The organism is Butyrivibrio fibrisolvens (assembly GCF_037113525.1).
Classification (GTDB): Bacteria; Bacillota; Clostridia; order Lachnospirales; family Lachnospiraceae; genus Butyrivibrio; species Butyrivibrio fibrisolvens.
Window position 1 is genome coordinate 4,287,279 of the sequence record NZ_CP146963.1, and the last position, 19,882, is coordinate 4,307,160.

The following is a 19,882-nucleotide window of genomic DNA, read 5'->3' on the forward strand; positions in this document are numbered from 1 at the left end:
ATGGTTTACCAAATATATTTTATCATTTGACTTATTATCCGTCACAATGTAAGCTATTTTTAATAACCTAACGTTTAGCATATATGGAAAACCGTGAGGTGGAATATGGAAAATCCAATTCTGTACCGTAAGCGGATAATACCAGATGAGTGTATTAAATTAAAGGATGACGTCATTCTCTATCATGATTCAAGCATGATCATGACGTCGTGGCATGCTTTTCGCAAAAAAGATTATCTTTCTTACGGGTATTCCTGTTATTTCCTGGATCAAGGCTTCAAATTAAGTAAGTTCTACAGAGACGATGGCACCTTCAGCAGGTGGTATTTTGACATCGTATCCTATCAAAAAGGTCCCGAAGACAATTCAATAATGGTCGTTGACCTTCTGGCAGATGTTGTCATCTATCCTGATGGCAGGTTCGAAGTCGTCGATCTGGACGAACTAGCCCAGGCTTATGACAAGAGCCTTCTGACAGCCGGACAGATGCACGAATGTCTTGAAAGTCTTGACCGCCTTATAAAGATCATCAACGAAGGAAGACTGTCTGAACTTTACCTTCCTTTGGAGATCCAGATCTCAAAAGAGCGGAACAATGTCCACTAAATGAAAGTCATCTGACATTATCCTTAAAGGGATATAAATCTGCCCATCTTTAGTAGAAAATATGGTTGCCGATCTGTATACCTTCAAGTCCCGGAATAGGAGTCCTAAAGTATACGCAGGTTCCAACATTAGTCACTCCGCTCATGGCTTCATCTGCTGCCCTGTAGCAGGAAGCTGTTGCCTTGTCCTGCGCAAGTGCAAGCTCAAGTCTTCCACTGGCAACAGGTGCAAACTGTTTGTTTTGGTATATAACTCCCACAACCGTATCAGGATACACACTGGATAATACCCTGTTTATTACGACAGCGCCTACTGCAAGCTGTCCATCATATGGCTCTCCGCCTGCTTCACAGTAAATAAGATTAGCAAGAAGGTATCTGTCACCTTCTGCAAATGTTACTTCTGATATATCTCTCCATGAGGATTGTGCAGCAAGTCTTGATAGTCTTATCTCTTCTTCAAGCTTTTTCTGAAGCTCTGCTATATCATTGTCCTTAGCAGCAATCTCCGCTTCTTTAGCCTCAGCTTCTGCTTCCGCAGCATCGATCTGATCAGCATAGCTACTTACAGCATTACTTGTAGATGTAACAAGTCCTGATACTCTGCTTTGCTCTTCCATCTGAGCTGTCTGATATGCTTCAAGCTGTGCCTGCTCTTCTTCAAGAAGCGCCTTGGCTTCTTCGATCTGCGCTACAGTATTCTGATACGCAAGCAGCTGCTCTCTGTCATATTCAGAAAGGCGCTGTATATACTCACTGTTATTCAGAAAATCCGCAAAGCTTTCAGATTCAAGAAGCATTTCTATAAGCACAAAATCCTGAGACTCGTATATGAACTGAATGCGCTTTTTCATAGCAGCATACTGGTCTGCCTCTGTCTGCATTGCAGCCTCAAGCTGGGCCTGTGTTTCTTCTATCTCTGTCTTTTTGGCATCGATATCAGCCTCTATTCTAGCCAGATTATTACTTACATCCGACAACTGGGTATTAAGGTCTGAAAGCTCAGATTTAAGGTCGCTCTGGGTAGACTTAAGGTCATCTATATCCTCATTTTTATCATCAAGCTCATTTTGAAGATCTTCGCGCTCCTGCTTGGCATCTTCCAAAGCTTTCTTGGTTTCAGATGTAGCAAACACTGTAAAAGGTTCGTTAACCGCAGCAAAGCGTATACAAATCGAAGTCACGACACAAAGTGCCATGACCTGAAATGCTTTTTTCACCCTTCTATGTGTTTGTTTCGCCCCTCGCCTTCTCGCCATAAAAATTCCGTCTTAAATAGAAATGTGTATATTACGACCTGTACGCTGATACTGATAATACCTTACACCTGCAGCATTGAACATCTTCTTGGATGCTCTTGTGGATGCTGTGTTTTCATACTTGTCACTATCATAGATGACAGTTCTTATTCCTGCCTGGATGATAGCCTTGGCACATTCATTACAAGGGAAAAGAGAGACATATATCTTTGCACCTTCAAGTGAACCACCGCGATAGTTTAAGATCGCATTAAGCTCTGAATGGGTAACGAATGGATATTTAGTTGCAAGTTCATCCTCGCCGTCCCTTTCCCAGGGGAACTCTTCATCAGAGCAGCCTTTAGGAAATCCGTTATAACCCATGGATAATATCTTGTTGTCCTCACTTACTATGCATGAACCAACCTGAGTATTGGGATCCTTGGATCTCATGCCTGCAAGCTTCGCAACTCCCATAAAGTACTCATCCCAGGTAATATAGTCTTCTCTTTTCATCTTAGTCCTCCGAACAAATTATTTTGTTCCGAAAATTCTGTCACCTGCATCGCCAAGTCCAGGTACGATGTAGCCGTTCTCGTTAAGCTTCTCATCAACTGTTCCAATGAAGATATCAATATCAGGATGAGCTTCCTGAACAGCCTTGATTCCTTCAGGAGCAGCAATGATGCACATAAAGTGGATATGTCTGCAGCCCTTGTCCTTGAGCATCTGAATAGCTGCAGCTGATGATCCGCCTGTAGCAAGCATAGGATCTACTACGAAGATCTCTCTTTCTGTAACATCAGCAGGAAGTTTGCAGTAGTATTCTACCGGCTTAAGTGTTTCAGGATCACGATAAAGTCCGATGTGACCAACCTTTGCAGCAGGTATAAGCTCAAGCATACCATCAACCATTCCAAGACCTGCACGAAGGATCGGAACTACGCAAAGCTTTCTTCCTTTAAGTTCCTGAACGACTGTCTTAGTAATGGGTGTCTCTATCTCAACATCCTGAAGCTCAAGATCTCTTGTAGCTTCATAGCAGATAAGCTCAGCTATCTCACCGATGATTCTTCTGAATTCGTTTGTTCCTGTTGTCTTTCTTCTGATAAGACCAATCTTGTGTTTGATAAGTGGGTGATCCATTACTACTATTTTGGACATTGTTGTTCTCCTCTTTTATAGATAATAGTTATATAACTTTTGATGCATATAAAGAAAAATATCTAATGCTAATTATTTATTGATTCAGGCTTCCATATCCATCATTTTCTGAATTCTGCGGCTGTGCTTTTCAAGACCTGAAAATTCTGTATCAAGGAATGTATCAACGATCTCACATCCAAGAACAGGGCCTACGAATCCGCCTCCCATAGCAAGAACGTTAGCATCATTGTGCTCCCTTGTAAGTCTTGCTGATGATACTTCAGAGCAAAGTGCGCAGCGAACGCCCTTAACCTTATTAGCTACCATTGAAATACCAATTCCGGTTGTGCAGATAACAATACCCTTTTCACATTCTCCGGATGCTACAGCCTTAGCTGCTGCAAGACCAAAATCAGGATAATCGCAGGAATTCTTGTCATAAGTACCAAAATCCTTGTACTCGATTCCTCTCTCCTTAAGATGCTCCATTACTGCGACTTTAAGATCATAGCCGCCATGATCACTGCCAAGTGCTATCATTGTTGTACTTCCTTCCATATTTTTCTGGTTTATGATGAAATCATCTATGCAGCTGATTTATCAACTTTAATCTAAGTGTTCTACATGCTGACCGGCTGCTTTTAAAAGCCGGTTCATTATAGCCTGACCTATACCATTTGTATCAAAGGATTCTGAAAACATGACATCCACATCTTCGTCATCAAACTCACGAAGTATGCGGAAAAGCTCGTGCGCAACGCTCTCCTCGTTTTCCCTTGACCCTACGCTCTTGACTACATCAGCTTTATAATCCCCAGCCGTTGCATCTGTAGCAATGACACCGACCTTAAGACCCTGCTCATGCATCTTTATCGCACGCTCATTAATATATTCTAACACATGTTCCTGCGAACCTTCCACTATTGTAAGCTCGCCTTTAGGCGCATAGTGGCGGTATTTCATACCGGGTGCCTTGGGCTTTTCTTTTGAATTTGAATCTATTATCGTCTTATCGATACTTACATTTGGAAGTACCTCTTTTAACATCTCATAGGTTATGTAACCGGGGCGAAGTATCATGGGAACATCTGAAGTAAGATCGACTATAGTTGACTCAAGGCCTATTCCAACCTGGCCTCCGTCTATTATCATGTCAACCTTGCCGTCAAGATCTTCTATGCAGTACTTGGCAACTGTAGGTGACGGTCTTCCTGATGTGTTAGCGCTTGGCGCTGCAATAAATCCGCCGCCTTCCCTGATCATCTGTGCTGCGATCTTATTGCTTGGCATACGTACTGCAACAGTATCAAGACCGCCTGTTGTCTCAAGCGGGATAAGATCTGACTTATTAAGGATCATAGTAAGTGGTCCCGGCCAGAAAGCCTTAGCAAGTTTTAAAGCTTCTTCCGATACATCTGATGCTACCTTGTACAGATCCTCAACCTGCCAGATATGCACTATCAGCGGATTATCTGAAGGTCTGCCCTTTGCAGCATAGATCTTTTTTGACGAGTCAGGATTTCTTCCGTCCCCGCCAAGTCCGTATACAGTCTCTGTGGGAAAAGCAACAAGGCCTCCTGCAAGAAGGATCTGGCCTGCTTTTTTCAAAGCTTCCTGCGCCTTTTCGTCAATATTGTTTTCATCAATTACTACTACCTGTGTTTCCACTTTTACTTCCTCTTACCACTCTTTTATCGATATTTAAATCAACTCTTATATAAATATTATATTTATACAGATATCATTTGCTTTTTATTGATATATATTTCTATCATTTGTTTTTTTCTTACTGCCATCTGCAAATATATCGTTAATTATTAACGTATGTCTCCAGTATAGGCCATATATCGCTTGTCTCGTATCCAAGCTGCCATGCAGCAACGCCTGCACAGCCGTTTACATTCATGACATTGAGCTTGGTCTGGATGGATTCTGCATCTTCAAGCCAGATCTCAACCTTAGTTCCGTCAGATTTTGTAAAAGTACCATAATACTGGCATGTATTCTGATCCCAGGTCATCTCGATGTTATTGGCTCTTATATATTCACTTGCCCATGACATTCCGCCTGCCTGGCTGGTTACTGTTCCATCAGTACTTGTAAACCATATTCTTGTATAGAAAGGAATACCATTGACAAGCTTATCTGCCGGTACATCTTCAAGAGTATTCTTGATACCGTCTTCAACATAGGATATGGATGCAACGGAGCCGGCTTCTGCGCTTCCTTCATAATGCTCATCATATGCCATTATGATCACATAGTCGCATACAACTCCAAGCTCTTTTCTGTGGAAAAAGCTATTGCCCATAGGAACAGGAATATCAACAGAAAGTACTGTTCCATTTGCCCTGCAGGCTATTGAAAGTTCCCTTAAAAACTCAATATAATCTTCGCCGCCATCAGCTGTGATATCTTCAAGGCTTGAACCTGTAAACTCAAGGTCGATATTGATTCCGTCGATTCCATAGGCTCTTACTTCGCTCATAAGGTTATCAATGAGCCTTGCTCTTGATGTGCTGCTTGCAAGTACCGTAGCAGTATTACCCTCTCCATCACGGAAGAAAGAGTTGTTGAAGTTATCAAGTGCTGCCCATACCTGCATTCCATTATTATGAGCTGTATTTACATAATCCTGTCCGGCAAAAGATTCTATGCCGCCTTCGTTGTCACTAAGTGAAAACCAGGTTGGTGATATAACATTGATCCCGGTAGTTCCTGAAATTGCAGATGAAAGGGTTGAATTACCAGCCTGGCCGCCAATAGAGTGCCATACAAGGTTAACCTTGCCATTCATCTTAACAGATGTATATTCAGGCTCTGCATAATGACTTGGAGCAAGGAGATCAACTGTCTGGATATTATCAAGGAACTTGTTCTCAACATATCCGATATAGCCGTCAGGGCTTACAACCTTGGCCCAGTCTTCAAGCTTTTCAAGGACTACGACTGTGTCTGCTTTTTTAAGTCCGACAAGGATCTCGCTCTTAACGCCTCCGCGGAGTCTAAGCTTGGTATCCTTTTTGATAGTAGCTCTTACCTCCTGACCAAATTCAGTAAACATTGTGATATGGTTAGGATCGGTGTAAGCTGTATATGAGTAGTTAGTGTATTTCTTTACATAGTCCATTGCTACGTAAAGGGTATCACCTTCGAAAACTGCAGCTTTATATCCAAGATCTTCTGATGATCCGTCAGTAGAAGTTACAGTGCTTTCGCCAACTCCGATAGTTAAGATCGCAGTAGGAGTTGTATAAACAAGGATTTCTTCCTCTTCGCCGTAGTAGAAACGGTCGTTTAAGTACTCCTGTACATCAGAAAATGTCATATAATATACGCCATCAATAAGTCTCGCGTGAAGATCAGTTTTTTCATACTGGAGAATTATCGGAACATCCGCTTCATCTTCTATTCCAAAATAGCTTGTAGTATCAGCCTGTTCATTACTGTAGGAGTATTTGTCATATAAATACTTACCTGCATAGCCTCCTCCAAGCAGTATGATAAGGACAACAATTATTAGTACCGGTATAACCTTATGTTTCATAAAATCTCTTCCCTCAAATTCTAATAGTTTTGGCCGGGTTATATTTTACCACATTGTGATATATTAAAAAAGCACAGCCATCTGATCATTAGTCGAATGGCTGTGCGTCTATAGGCTTTGTGACCCCAGTTACAAGTATATGCAATTGGCGGGATCCTCTTGTTATAAATGTACTCTTGTCACAAGTATTTCTTTTGCCAAAAAAGACCTGTATCAGCACCAAAAGGTATCCGTGATATACTTACTGATACAATTTCATATTTTAACCTCATGTCACGAGTGAAACGAGTGACTAATGGTTGAAGTGGTGGAGCTCGCGACACCACTTTGTGAAGTTTGAAAATTTTATTTTCAAACTTATCCTTTTTTGCAAAAAAGATGCTCTATCTTCTTATGAGATGCCATTCCGTACCCTGATAAAAAACTTACTTGAAATATCGTAGCGAAATGCTACTTACAGACTGCGAAATATCAGCGTTTTTGTTTTGGTATATCTGCAAATTATGGCTCCCAAAACACATAACCCATAAAAATACCGCAGGTATGATAATTTCAGAATTTGATACGTTGTTTAATTAAAATTGTTTGTTATTTTTCAAAAATGGGTAATCCCTCAGACCAATATGTCTGTAAGGCGTTCTGACTGATGCAGAACTAATTACGAAATTTTAGAAAACATACCCCCCTTCCGGATACATATCCTGGAAAGGCGTCTCACGAAAATGTATTATATACCCATTAGTGTCTTTTCGCAAGGGTCTTATTAATAAAATCTTTTTTATTTTTTAGAAAAAAGGCTCTTAAATTTAGGGCTTTGGACCGATACATATATTGACATTACCCATGGTTTACCTTAGTATTTGTGTAATCAATTTTTACAGCCAGGTTTTCAAGGATGAAATAACAAAAGCAGGAGGTAAGTTTATGAAAATTGAGAAGGTGAATGATCACCAGATCCGTTGCACACTTACCAGAGAGGATCTTACCAAGAGACAGCTCAAAGTTAGTGAGCTCGCATATGGTACTGATAAAGCGCGTGAACTTTTCCAGGAAATGATGCATCAGGCCAATACTCGTTTTGGCTTTAATGCAGAGGACGTTCCGCTCATGATAGAGGCTATTCCTGTTAATTCCGAATGTATAATATTAGTTATTACAAAGTCCGAGGATCCTGAAGAACTCGATACCCGTTTTTCAGAATTCGGGCCGTCTGTTCAGGATGATAATGCGTCGTATGAAAACGGGAATGTCGACTATTCAGAAAATACAGAAGAAAACGAAGATGAAGAGGTCATGGATCTGTTCCATCGTCTTCAGGATGGCGATTTCTCCGGTTTCCTTGATGGAGTTACAAATCATGAGTCCAAGAGACTTAAGACAGGTTTAAATGCATCTATAAAAAGAGCTGCAAGAAACAGTGAAAATTCCTTCTGCTGCTTCAAGCTTGGATCCATGCATGATGTACTTAAGCTCCCGGCACTCCTTCCTCCGGGATTCCACGCTCGTAATACCTTATTCCGCAATGAGGATGAGGGCGGATATCTTCTCTGCATATATGGCAACCAGAATGATAAGCGTTTCATCAATCTTTGCAATCTGTTCGGTGAATATGCAAAGATGGTGGATACAGCAACCTACAGCTCTATCTTCCTTGAAGAGCACTATCCAATAGTTATAGCTGATAAAGCCCTTCAAAAACTAGCTTCAGCAAGTGAATAAAAATTCTACGAAATCCGCAGTCTTCTGCGGATTTCTTTTTTGTGTCCCGGTACGTCAAATAGTCTGAATGCTGCCTGACACTATAAAAATCCCCCTGCAGCTTACGCCGCAGAGGGATAATTGTGTCTTTTTAGATTAGGTCACCTATTGGCGATCCTTATCTCTTAACTGTTTGTATCATACATTGATACGAGTCTCTCAAGGTATGCAAGGTGATCCTTAGCATTCTGAGCATTCTCAGCGTACATTCTGTCAGCATTAGCAGGATTGCTCTTCTTCAGTGACATGTAACGAACCTCACCATCAAGGAATTCCTGATAGTTCTCAGGTTTTGTGTTCTTGAAGTCGAGTGTGAACTTCTTGCCTTCTGCTGCTGGGTTGTATCTGAAGAGGTTCCAGTAACCGCACTCAACGGCTCTCTTTTCCTCTGTCATACATCCTGTCATACCGCCGTTAACCTTGATACCATGGTTGATACAAGGAGCATAAGCGATAACAAGTGATGGACCCGGATAAGCCTCAGCCTCACGAAGAGCCTGAAGTGTCTGGTTCATGTTAGCACCCATAGCGATCTGAGCTACATATACGTAGCCATAGCTCATAGCGATAGAAGCAAGGTCTTTCTGCTTGATAGCCTTACCACCTGCTGCGAACTGTGCAACAGCACCTACAGGAGTAGCCTTGGAAGCCTGTCCGCCTGTATTTGAGTAAACCTCAGTGTTAACAACGAGAACGTTTACATCCTTACCGGAAGCAAGTACGTGGTCGAGACCACCGAATCCGATATCGAATGCCCATCCGTCACCACCGAAGATCCACTGTGACTTCTTAGCAGCAAAGTCTGCATTCTTCTTGATGAATGTTGCAGCTTCAGAGTTGTCACCTGCAAGTGCAGCGATCATCTCTTCTGTAGCAGCTGTATTTGTAGCACCATCATTAAATGTATCGAGGTACTTCTTAACTGCTGCATTGTCAGAGAGCTTCTCAGCCTGTTCCTTAACTTCATCACGCAGAGCGTTCTGAGCAAGAAGCATACCGAAACCAAACTCAGCATTGTCTTCGAAGAGTGAGTTATCCCATGCAGGGCCATGACCCTTCTCGTTTACTGTATAAGGAGTTGAAGGTGAGGAGTTACCCCAGATAGATGTACATCCTGTAGCATTAGCTACGTACATTCTGTCACCAAACAACTGTGTAACAAGCTTAATATAAGGTGTCTCACCGCAGCCTGCGCAAGCGCCTGAGAACTCAAGGAGAGGTTTCAGGAACTGTGAGCCCTTGATCGTAGATGACTTGAAGTTCTCTACAACGTCTGTCTTTGTAGGAAGTGTTACGGCATAGTCAAAGCCTTCCTGCTGCCACTGGTTCTTAGCAAGCGCACCCATAACAAGAGTAACCTTCTCCTGCATGTTACCAGGACATACATTTGCACAAGATCCGCAACCTGTACAGTCAAGAGCAGATACTGTGATACCGAACTTGTATCCATCCATACCCTTGAGGTCTACGAGCTTCATGTCCTTAGGAGCCTTAGCAGCTTCATCAGCTGTCATAGCTACAGGACGGATTGCTGCATGAGGACATACAAGTGAACAGAATGTACACTGGATACACTTCTCAGGGTTCCATTCAGGAACGTTAACAGCAATACCACGCTTCTCGTATGCAGATGATCCTGAAGGTGTAGAACCATCAGTATAAGGAGCAACATCGGAAACTTTCAGGTTGTTACCTTCCTGAGCGTTAACCTTAGCCTGAATGTTGTTAACGAAGTCAATAACATCCTTGCGATCGCCCTTAGCTACTGTGAAGTCAAGGCCTTCATCCTTGCCATCTTTCCATGACTCAGGGATCTCAACCTTGATAAGGTTCTTAGGATCTGCACCAGCATCAATAGCCTTCCAGTTCTTCTCAACGACATCCTGACCTTTACGTCCGTATGTCTTCTGAGCAGCGTCCTTCATGAACTTAAGAGCGTCTTCCTTAGGAATGATCTCTGTAATTGTGAAGAATGCAGACTGAAGGATTGTATTGATTCTTGTAGGTCCCATTCCAACTTCAACACCGATCTTGGAACCGTTCATGATATAGAAGTTGATCTTGTGATCATAAATATATTTCTTAACCTGTCCAGGAATTTCTTTTTCCAGATCTTCTACAGACCATGGGCAGTTGAGGAGGAATGATCCGCCATCAACGATCTCCTGTACCATGTTGAACTTACGGATATATGAAGGATTGTGGCAAGCTACAAAGTTAGCTGTCTTGATCAGGTATGTTGACTTGATAGGCTTCTTACCAAATCTAAGGTGAGACATGGTAACACCACCTGACTTCTTGGAGTCATAGTCAAAATATGCCTGAGCATACATGTCTGTGTTATCACCGATGATCTTGATGGAGTTCTTGTTAGCACCTACAGTACCGTCAGCACCAAGGCCCCAGAACTTACAGTTGGTTGTTCCTTCAGGTGTTGTAACGAGAGGAGCACCAGCATCAAGTGAAAGGTTAGTAACATCATCAGTAATACCGATTGTGAATTCAGGCTTAGAATCGTTGTGGAATACAGCAACGATCTGGTTTGGAGTTGTATCCTTTGATCCAAGACCATAACGGCCGCAGAATACAGGAACAGCTTCAAACTTTGTGCCCTTAAGAGATGCGATAACATCAAGAGCAAGAGGCTCATGAAGTGATCCGGGCTCTTTAGTTCTGTCGAGAACTTCGATCTTCTTAACTGAAGCAGGAAGTGCATCAACCAGGGCCTTAGCGCAGAATGGACGGTAAAGTCTTACCTTAACTACGCCGACCTTTTCGCCTTTAGCTTCAAGGTAATCGATTGTCTCTTCGATTGTATCGTTAACTGAACCCATCGCTACGATTACAGTTTCAGCATCAGCTGCACCATAATAGTTGAAGAGCTTATAGTCAGTACCGATCTTAGCATTAACCTTATCCATGTATTTCTGAACGATGTCAGGAATAGCTGTATAAGCGTTATTGCATGATTCTCTTGTCTGGAAGAAGATATCAGGGTTCTGAGCTGAGCCCATCTGACGAGGGTGATTTGGATTGAGTGCATTCTTCTTGAAATCGTCGATTGCATCAAATGGAGCAAGATCCTTAAGATCCTCATCGCTCCAAACAGCGATCTTCTGAATTTCATGAGATGTACGGAAACCATCGAAGAAGTTAATGAAAGGAAGTTTTCCTTCAAGTGCTGCACAATAAGCAACAGGAGTAAGATCCATAACTTCCTGAACTGATGACTCACAAAGCATTGCAGCACCGGTCTGACGGCATGCATATACGTCGGAGTGATCACCAAAAATGTTCAGTGCGTGTGAAGCTACGCAACGAGCTGATACGTTGAAAACACCGGGGAGACGCTCACCAGCAACCTTATAAAGATCAGGTATCATCAATAAAAGACCCTGAGATGCTGTATAAGTTGATGTGAGGGCACCGGCTACAAGTGATCCGTGAACAGCGCCAGCTGCGCCGCTCTCTGCCTGCATTTCTGTAATCTGTACTGTACGTCCGAAGATGTTCTTCTTTCCTGCAGTTGCCCATTCATCTACATGCTCAGGCATAACAGATGATGGTGTGATCGGGTACATGGCGGCTACTTCTGTATAGGCGTATGATGCATATGCAGCAGCTTCATTGCCGTCCATGGTTTTCATGTTTCTTGCCATTATTATTCCTCCTACCTTATTTTTACAATACAGACCCTATATGAAGATCTGTATCTACAGTTTCCGGAAATGAAAAGATTTTTGTAAAAAATCCCACATTTCTATGCAAGTTTTCTGATATAACGATTTGTGCAGAAAATTTTGCCAGAAATGAGCACAAAATAGCCCGTTATTATCATATAATACTGCAAATATCATAATATCATTTGGGTCAATCAATGTCAACGCGAGTAATTATTAACAATCCTTAAACTTTCGACATACACTAATATGTGCAATATCCATAAGTACCAACATCTTCGGCATTAGCAAAAGCTAACAAACTTGCTAAATTCCTTTTTTTGATATACTATTATGATTGCAACTAAGTAAATGATGAGTTGGCAAGCTCATTAGTATTATTACTTATCTATTCGTAAGGAAGGAGATTTTACTATGGCATACGTTATTAGTGATTCTTGCATCAGCTGTGGTTCATGTGCTGCTCAGTGCCCTGTATCAGCTATTTCTCAGGGAGCTTCTCAGTACGAGATCGATCCTAACACATGTATCGACTGCGGTTCATGCGCTGCTCAGTGCCCTGTATCTGCAATCGCTCAGGGATAATTCCTGTAAGGCTTTAATGCCGTGCTGAATTATTAAAACTGATTTTAATAGTAAAAAATTAGCAGGTAAGCGTAATGCTTACCTGCTTTTTTTAGTGTTCTTTGTTCTATTGATACATTTTATCATCTACATCTATCGTTACAAATCTATTACATTTAGTATATAAATTGTCAACTTTAGATGCAGACAGTATACATGATATCTTTTATCATTATTGCTAACAGTCTCTGTCAACGGCTTTTAGTGCCAGTCAGCATTTTTACGATCTGCCCAAAATCAATGCCTCTCAAGGTTGGCAAATTTAGTAAACTGCGGCATCCAGAGAAGTTCTACGGTTCCGATAGGGCCGTTTCTCTGCTTAGCTATGATGATCTCGGCTATACCCTTTTTTTCAGTGTCATGGTTATAGTAATCATCACGATAGATGAACATAACCATATCGGCATCCTGCTCGATAGCTCCGGATTCACGAAGATCAGAAAGCATAGGCCTGTGATCGGGCCTTTGCTCAACAGCTCGGGACAGCTGTGAAAGGGCAACTACAGGGACGTTGATCTCTCTTGCAAGAGCCTTTAAAGATCTTGATATGTCGGAGATCTCCTGCTGTCTTGATTCAGAGCCTCTTGTTCCGCCGCCTGACATAAGCTGTAAGTAGTCGATGAATATAATACCAAGATTATGTTCCATCTTGTACTTACGACACTTTGATCTCATCTCCTGAACCGAGATACCTGGCGTATCATCAATAATGAGATTGGAAGAGCCTATAAGATCAGCACTATCGATAAGTGCTTCCCAGTCGCCATCAGACATCTTACCTGTTCGAAGACTTTGTGCTTCTACATGAGATTCCATGGCGAAAAGTCTGTTTACAAGCTGTTCCTTACTCATTTCCAGCGAGAATATAGCTGCAGTTACATTGTTCCTGAAGGCCATATATTCTGCGATATTAAGAGCAAAGGCTGTCTTACCCATTGAAGGTCTTGCAGCGATCAGGATAAGGTCTGATGGCTGGAAACCTGATGTATCATAGTCAAGATCTGTAAATCCTGTTGCTATACCTGTTACAGTTCCTGTGTTACGGGATGCTGTAGCGATCTTATTAAGGGCATTTACAACGATCTGTCTGATTGGAACGAACTCTCCGCTGTCCCTTCTCTGGGTTACATTGAAAACGTCCTTCTCAACATTGTTGAGGATCGTTTCAAGATTGTCGCTTCCTGCATAGCAGTTAGATGAAGTCTCTTCACAGACTTTGATGAGCTTTCTAAGTGTGGACTTCTCTGCTACTATCTGGGCATAGTACTTAACATTAGCTGATGTCGGTACTGCTGCAACAAGATTAACTATATACTCGGTTGAAGCATACTCCGGGGGCACGTTCTTGTCTTTGAGCCTTTCCTGAAGAGTAACTTGGTCAACCGGTCTTCCCTCTTTATTAAGTTCAACACACGCGTCAAAAAAGGTTCCGAGCTGGCGATCATAGAAGTCATCACCACTAATATACTCCGTGGCAACTTCTATGGCCTCTCTGTCCATGAGCATAGCACCTACAACAGACTGCTCTGCTTCACGGCTCTGCGGAGGAACCCTTTTTACCATAAATTGTTCGTCTGCCATATTAATCCTTTATATATCTAAGATTCACAACTTATAAAAATCAGTATTATTTAGAGATTCTATACTATCCAAATATTTTTTGCTTATGCTTCTGTTACAGATACTCTTATTTTTGCAGTTACCTGTGGATGAAGCTTTACAGGAATCTCATATGTTCCGCATGCTTTGATAGGATCTGAAAGCACGAGCTTCTTTTTATCAATATCGAATCCGAACTGGTCTTTAGCAGCCTGAGCGATTTCCTTTGTTGAGATAGAACCGAATACTTTTCCGCCTTCACCTGTCTTGATCTTAACCTGAATAAGTTCCTTCTCGATCTTTTCACCAAATGCTTTAGCATCTTCGAGCTTTTCTTCTGCAACCTTTGCATCGTGCTTCTGCTCAGCTTTAAGTCTTGCAAGATTAGCATTTGTAGCTTCTACACCAAGGTTCTTTTTGAACAGCATGTTGTGTGCATATCCGTCGCTTACTTTAACAATATCTCCTTTTTTACCAAGAGATTTAACGTCTTCCAAAAGAATTACTTTCATTTAAGTTCACCTTCCTCAATCATTGTATCTATTGTTTTCTTAATAACTCCTATAGCCTCTGTAACAGTGATGCCTTCCATCTGACATCCTGCCATGGTCATATGACCACCGCCGCCAAGTCTTTCCATGACGATCTGTACATTGACTTCATCAATCGATCTTGCGCTGACATAGACCATATTCTGGTATTCAGTACATACGAAGCTTGCTCTGATTCCTTTGATATTAAGGAGCTCGTTGGCAGCCTGGGCACCGATGATAGTAGGACTTACGATATCTTCACTGTTACAGATAGATATAGCATAAGCTCCCTTGTAGATCTCAGCCTGACTTACAGCATCAGCCTTGGTCTTATATTCGTTAGCATCTTCTCTAAAGAGCTTTCTTACTCTTGTAACATCAGCACCGTTCCTTCTAAGGAATGCTGCTGCCTCAAAGGTTCTGACACCGGTTTTCTGCATGAAGTTATTGGTATCAACCATGATACCTGAATACATGCTGTCAGCTTCTTCTGTGTTGACCTTAACGTTCTCACCGATATACTGAAGGATCTCAGATACCATCTCACAGGTAGATGATGCATAAGGCTCAACATAAGAAAGGGTAGCATTCTCAATGATCTCAGTACCCTGTCTGTGATGGTCAAGTACTACGATATTCTTACAGAATCTAAGAAGCTCAGGACACTCTGTAATAGACGGCTTATTAACATCGACTACTACTAGAACAACATTGCCGCCAGCCATGTCAATCGCTGTCTGAGAGCCTATGATCATGTCATCCTCATACTCAGGATTGTTCTTAAAAAGATCAACCAGAGGCTGCATGGACTTAGTAACATCATTAAGTACTATATGACACTTTCTGTCCAGATACTTACTGATACGGTTAATACCAACAGAAGCACCAAAACTGTCTACATCGCCAAGTCTGTGTCCCATGACAAGGACTGTATCATTAGCTGTGATGATCTCTTTAAGGGCATGAGCCTTAACTCTTGCCTTAACTCTTGTATTCTTCTCGATCTGCTGACTCTTACCACCATAATAGATAGTATTATCAGGAGTCTTAACAACCGCCTGATCGCCGCCTCGTCCAAGGGCAAGATCTATGGCATTACGTGCAAACTCATAATTCTGCGAATATGAAAGGCCATCTACACCCATACCAATACTAAGAGTAACAGCCATCTCATTACCGATATTAACAGTCTTAACCTCTTCAAGGATATCAAATCTTGCTTCCTGCATTACCTTACAATAACGCTTGGGCATTACAACAAAATACTTATCTTTTTCCGTCTTACGAACTATACCGTTACAGCTTGCAATATACTTGTTGATCTTACGATCGATAAGTGCTATAAGGAGTGATCTTCTTACTTCCTCGACACTTTCAAGCGCTTCTTCGTAGTTATCAAGATAGATAAGACCTGCTGCCATAGACTGGTCATCAACTTCCTGAACCGCAAGACGAAGTGCTGTCTGGTCAAAGAGATATACTATGATAAGGTATCCGTCATAGCTCCCGGCCTCGATTATATCGCTGTTATTGGCCATCTCTTCAAGAGATATCTTGCGCATTCTCAGAGAATAATAGTTGTTCTCATACTCAAGGTCATACTGAACTTCTTCATCATCCATAGCAGGGAATTTATCAGCTGTTACAGATGGAAATACTGATGTGATCGGTTTATGGAAATTCTTTTTTTCATGAACAGTCTTTTCAAAAGCTATGTTAGACCAGATAACTTTGCCGGTGTCGTCTAAAAGACAGCTTGGAAGATCCATCTCACGTAGAAGTGTCTTCTGAATCTGTCCGTATTGGGTGGCAAAGCTAATAAGCTCATTTATAACAATGGGCCGGGTCATAAAATACATTAGAAAAACTATTACAGTATATAGAACTGTGAAAATAGTTAGAATTATCCCTGCCTGAATACCGCCAAACAAGTAAACAAGGAATGTAACCAGAATTAATATAATATCCAGGTAAAGAAATGTCGTAAGAAAAGTGCGCAGACGTCCCTTTAATCTGATTCTATTTCTCTTCATTTGAATAACCCTCCACGGCTCCTTTAAAACGAATTATAACATTTATTGCCTGCGGCCGCCACCTAACTATTTTGCGGATTAATAGTGGGGGATTCCCGAGGAGGGGACTCTACATATTAGCGATATTTAATGTGTGAATACTGTAAGATCAAGCTTTATAGTTTCTTTGAAGAGGTTGGAAATCGTTATGGGATATCTTCAGTCAAATCCGAAAAATCCACTTTATTGTGTACTAAAACAGCCGAAAAATTTGAAATCATTTACCTGTTTTTTTCTAATTATATATGATGTTTAAATCGATAATACATGGTATATTGTTTAGAGATTATTTCAAAGTAAAAGCAAGATAGTTTTTCTTGTGTTGTACTTGTAAAGTTTTATTGGAGGTATTTTTAGTAATGATTTGTCCAAAATGCGGGAAGCTGATTAATGATGGGCTTAAATTCTGTCCGTTCTGCGGAGCAGCGATACAGAATTTGTCTCAGCCGACAAATAATCAGCCTAATCCACAAATGCAGCAAGGGGCTCAGCAGGGCGTCCAGCAGAATGGTCAGCAGGCTCGTTTTAATCAACAGAGTTTTCAGAACAACACTAGCCAGCAACCAAATCTTCAGCAAAGTTTTCAACAACCAAACACCCAACAACCCAATTATCAACAGCCGGGTTATCAGCAACAGAATTTTCAACAGGGTGCTCAGCAGGGAGGATACCAGCAAGTTCCACCTATGCAGCAGCGTACTTACCAGCAGGGTCCGTCTATGCAGCAAATGAGAGGGCCGCAGGTTCCTCCGTATAATACATATCCGGGCAATGTTCCGCCTATGTATAACCAGCCCCAGATGCAGAAAAAGAAAGGGCCTGGCAAGATCATTGCAGCTTTCATAGCTATATTTGTAGTGATCGGAATTGTCGGAGGGGTTCTTGCAAGTCGCTATTTTGATGGCAAGAGACCTGTAGAGACTGCAAAAAATGATAAAGAACCTGATATTGAAAATAATGTATCCGTGGAAGCATCCACTACCGGATCAAGTAATGCAACGGAAAGTGCATCCGAAGATGTTGAGTGGATCGACACATCAAGCGAAGATGATTCATTCACAATTCTTGTATACATGATCGGTTCAAACCTGGAGTCAGGTGGCGAAGCAGGCCTTGAAGCCGGCGGCGCAGCTACAAGAGACTTGATGGAAATGGCAGAAGGAAGATGGGGCGATGATATCAATCTCATCATCGAAACAGGCGGAGCTGCTGAATGGGCTAACGATGCTGTTTCTGCAGATAAGCTTCAGCGTTTTGAAATGAGAGACGGAAGTCTTGATCTACTTGAAGAGCTTCCACTTGAACAGATGAGTGCCCAGTCACCATTAAAAGAATTTATCTCTTTTGGCGTTGAGAATTATCCTGCAAAGCGTTTCGGACTCATACTCTGGAATCATGGCGGCGGTCTTCTCGGCGGATACGGTAATGATGAATTATATGATCAAGCCAACATGATGATCTCAGATGTTGCATCAGCTATCAAAAAATCCGAAGCCCACATGGAGTTCGTCGGTTTTGATGCTTGTATGATGGCAACCTTTGAAAACGCGTACGCATTAAAAGACTGTGCAAATTACCTGATCGCATCAGAAGAATCCGAGTCCAATATTGGCTGGTATTACACCGACTGGCTTAACAGCCTTGGCGAAGATCCTGATATAGAAACAGAATCTCTTGGACGTAAGATCGTAGACGGAATGATCTCCAGCAATCAGGAATTTGATTCAGAAAACGAAGATTCTTATAACGAGTTTGAAGATTATGTATATGAAAAATACGGCGTCGAAGTAGAATACGGAAAGTCAGCTACGCTTTCCATGATCGACTTAAGTAAGATGGACGATGTATATGAAGCATGGCTCACTTATCTTCTTTCATTAAAAGATGATCTGGATAACGGCGGCTTTGCCGAGCAGTCAAAAGCAAGACTTGAAGCCCGCGGCTATGGTGATATCAAAGAGGTTGACCCTTATACAGGAAACGTTACAGAAATGCACTATGACATGGTTGACCTACTTGATTACATCGATAAGACACACCTTACCGGAAGCTTTGATCTGGAAAAAACAATTCGCGATTGTATCGCATATGAAAACTCCCAGATTCCGGGTTCAAACGGTTTATCCGTATATATACCTTATTACCTGATCGAGTTATACCAGCCCCTTGCTATTCCTGAACTTGAAGCGATCGGTCTTGATGATGATTATCTTTCTTATTTTGACCTGTTCTGCTCCTATATGGCTTCAGGTAATACAGATATCGAATATGAAGGCGACTCATCCAACAATATTACTGCCAGCGCTTCAATTCCTGATTATCTTGAATTCGAAGAAGAAAATGATCAGTACGTACTTACACTTACTGAAGACCAGATCAATGAAATTGCATCTATCTCCGTTGAAGGTGGTTTCTGTTCACCGTATTATACCGACGAAGACGGTAATGAACATTATGCAATCCTTGCATGGGGTGAAAATGTTTGTAAGGTATCTGTAAACGAAAATGATCATATCATTGCATCCTGGGATGGTATGTTATCAGGAATTGAGTCTTTGGATGATGGCGGAGATGCATATCCATTCTTTGTAGTATACGATAGCGAATACAATGAAGATGGTTCCTTATATTCAATTCAGTTGATTCCTGCTGTCTTAAATGATACTGATTATATTTATATAATCGTAGAAAATACTTTCTACTCAGTTGACAACTACGAATCCGACGTTATCGGATATATGTATACCGGACAAAACGAAGCCGGAAACCGTTCTGTCTTCACCTTCCAGGAAGGCGACAATATCTTAATGTACAATTACGGATATTACCTTGATGATGAAGACCCTTCTACAGTTCATGTCTTCACTGAGTATTACGATGAGATCACTGTAGGACCTAATGGACTTGATGGATTCTATAATATGATTTCAGATGAACATAAGGGAACGCAGGAGAACTGCTACAGATATATCATTACTGATATTTATGGTAATCAGCATTATACAGAATGGTTATTCTACTAAAATGATGAGGAGAGCGATTGGCTCTCCTCTTTTTCTTAGCATTCTTTTTATTATGGT

14 protein-coding genes and 1 pseudogene are annotated in these 19,882 nt (G+C 41.5%); 5 read left to right on the plus strand and 10 right to left on the minus strand.

The genetic code is table 11. The features are described 5' to 3' along the window. Positions 1 to 105 precede the first annotated feature (105 nt). Positions 106 to 606, plus strand: coding sequence for a DUF402 domain-containing protein (locus WAA20_RS18250; protein ID WP_073386581.1), 501 nt, complete (start codon positions 106 to 108; stop codon positions 604 to 606). Between the two features lie 49 nt (positions 607 to 655). Here WAA20_RS18250 and WAA20_RS18255 read toward each other — a convergent pair whose 3' ends face one another. The 6 genes from WAA20_RS18255 to WAA20_RS18280 form a co-directional block, all read right to left on the minus strand. Beyond that, positions 656 to 1,825 (minus strand): cell wall hydrolase, encoded by a 1,170-nt coding sequence (locus WAA20_RS18255; RefSeq protein WP_242951158.1) that lies wholly within the window; start codon positions 1,823 to 1,825, stop codon positions 656 to 658. A gap of 51 nt (positions 1,826 to 1,876) precedes the next feature. Continuing rightward, entirely contained in the window at positions 1,877 to 2,359 is a 483-nt protein-coding gene (locus WAA20_RS18260) for a dCMP deaminase family protein (protein WP_073386585.1), read from the minus strand. Between the two features lie 18 nt (positions 2,360 to 2,377). Then, positions 2,378 to 3,007 carry a uracil phosphoribosyltransferase gene (gene upp / locus WAA20_RS18265; RefSeq protein ID WP_073386587.1) on the minus strand — a complete coding sequence of 210 codons (630 nt, stop codon included), beginning with the start codon at positions 3,005 to 3,007 and terminating at the stop codon, positions 2,378 to 2,380. An 84-nt stretch (positions 3,008 to 3,091) separates the two neighbouring features. Beyond that, the gene (gene rpiB / locus WAA20_RS18270) at positions 3,092 to 3,529 is read right to left on the minus strand and encodes a ribose 5-phosphate isomerase B (RefSeq protein WP_073386589.1); all 438 of its coding nucleotides are present in this window, start codon (positions 3,527 to 3,529) and stop codon (positions 3,092 to 3,094) included. 66 nt (positions 3,530 to 3,595) lie between these two features. Next, positions 3,596 to 4,657, minus strand: a complete 1,062-nt coding sequence (locus WAA20_RS18275; protein ID WP_073386591.1) for an L-threonylcarbamoyladenylate synthase — start codon at positions 4,655 to 4,657, stop codon at positions 3,596 to 3,598. Between the two features lie 142 nt (positions 4,658 to 4,799). Then, positions 4,800 to 6,536 (minus strand): glycosyl hydrolase family 18 protein, encoded by a 1,737-nt coding sequence (locus WAA20_RS18280; protein ID WP_073386593.1) that lies wholly within the window; start codon positions 6,534 to 6,536, stop codon positions 4,800 to 4,802. Positions 6,537 to 7,460: 924 nt separating this feature from the next. Between WAA20_RS18280 and WAA20_RS18285 the strand changes: the two genes are divergently transcribed. Then, complete coding sequence (locus WAA20_RS18285; protein ID WP_073386594.1) at positions 7,461 to 8,255, plus strand: adaptor protein MecA; 795 nt, start codon at positions 7,461 to 7,463, stop codon at positions 8,253 to 8,255. A 164-nt stretch (positions 8,256 to 8,419) separates the two neighbouring features. On the opposite strand, the gene nifJ is transcribed toward WAA20_RS18285, so the two are convergent. After that, a complete protein-coding gene (gene nifJ, locus WAA20_RS18290; protein WP_073386596.1) occupies positions 8,420 to 11,953 on the minus strand; it encodes a pyruvate:ferredoxin (flavodoxin) oxidoreductase in 3,534 nt (1,177 codons plus the stop codon). A 435-nt stretch (positions 11,954 to 12,388) separates the two neighbouring features. Here nifJ and WAA20_RS18295 point away from each other — a divergent pair, with 435 nt between their 5' ends. Continuing rightward, positions 12,389 to 12,559, plus strand: coding sequence for a 4Fe-4S binding protein (locus WAA20_RS18295; RefSeq protein ID WP_073386597.1), 171 nt, complete (start codon positions 12,389 to 12,391; stop codon positions 12,557 to 12,559). Positions 12,560 to 12,835: 276 nt separating this feature from the next. On the opposite strand, the gene dnaB is transcribed toward WAA20_RS18295, so the two are convergent. The 3 genes from dnaB to WAA20_RS18310 all read right to left on the minus strand — a co-directional run bounded on the left by dnaB (position 12,836) and on the right by WAA20_RS18310 (position 16,763). Then, positions 12,836 to 14,179, minus strand: a complete 1,344-nt coding sequence (gene dnaB, locus WAA20_RS18300) for a replicative DNA helicase (RefSeq protein ID WP_073386598.1) — start codon at positions 14,177 to 14,179, stop codon at positions 12,836 to 12,838. 83 nt (positions 14,180 to 14,262) lie between these two features. Continuing rightward, positions 14,263 to 14,709 carry a 50S ribosomal protein L9 gene (gene rplI / locus WAA20_RS18305; protein WP_073386600.1) on the minus strand — a complete coding sequence of 149 codons (447 nt, stop codon included), beginning with the start codon at positions 14,707 to 14,709 and terminating at the stop codon, positions 14,263 to 14,265. Then, positions 14,706 to 16,763 (minus strand): DHH family phosphoesterase, encoded by a 2,058-nt coding sequence (locus WAA20_RS18310; RefSeq protein ID WP_073386602.1) that lies wholly within the window; start codon positions 16,761 to 16,763, stop codon positions 14,706 to 14,708. The genes rplI and WAA20_RS18310 overlap by 4 nt, the downstream gene beginning before the upstream one ends. Positions 16,764 to 17,161: 398 nt before the next feature. Here WAA20_RS18310 and WAA20_RS21080 point away from each other — a divergent pair. After that, positions 17,162 to 17,227, plus strand: a pseudogene (locus WAA20_RS21080) (zinc-ribbon domain-containing protein); the annotation flags it as partial. A 294-nt stretch (positions 17,228 to 17,521) separates the two neighbouring features. Further along, entirely contained in the window at positions 17,522 to 19,825 is a 2,304-nt protein-coding gene (locus tag WAA20_RS18315) for a clostripain-related cysteine peptidase (RefSeq protein WP_167562684.1), read from the plus strand. Positions 19,826 to 19,882 lie beyond the last annotated feature (57 nt).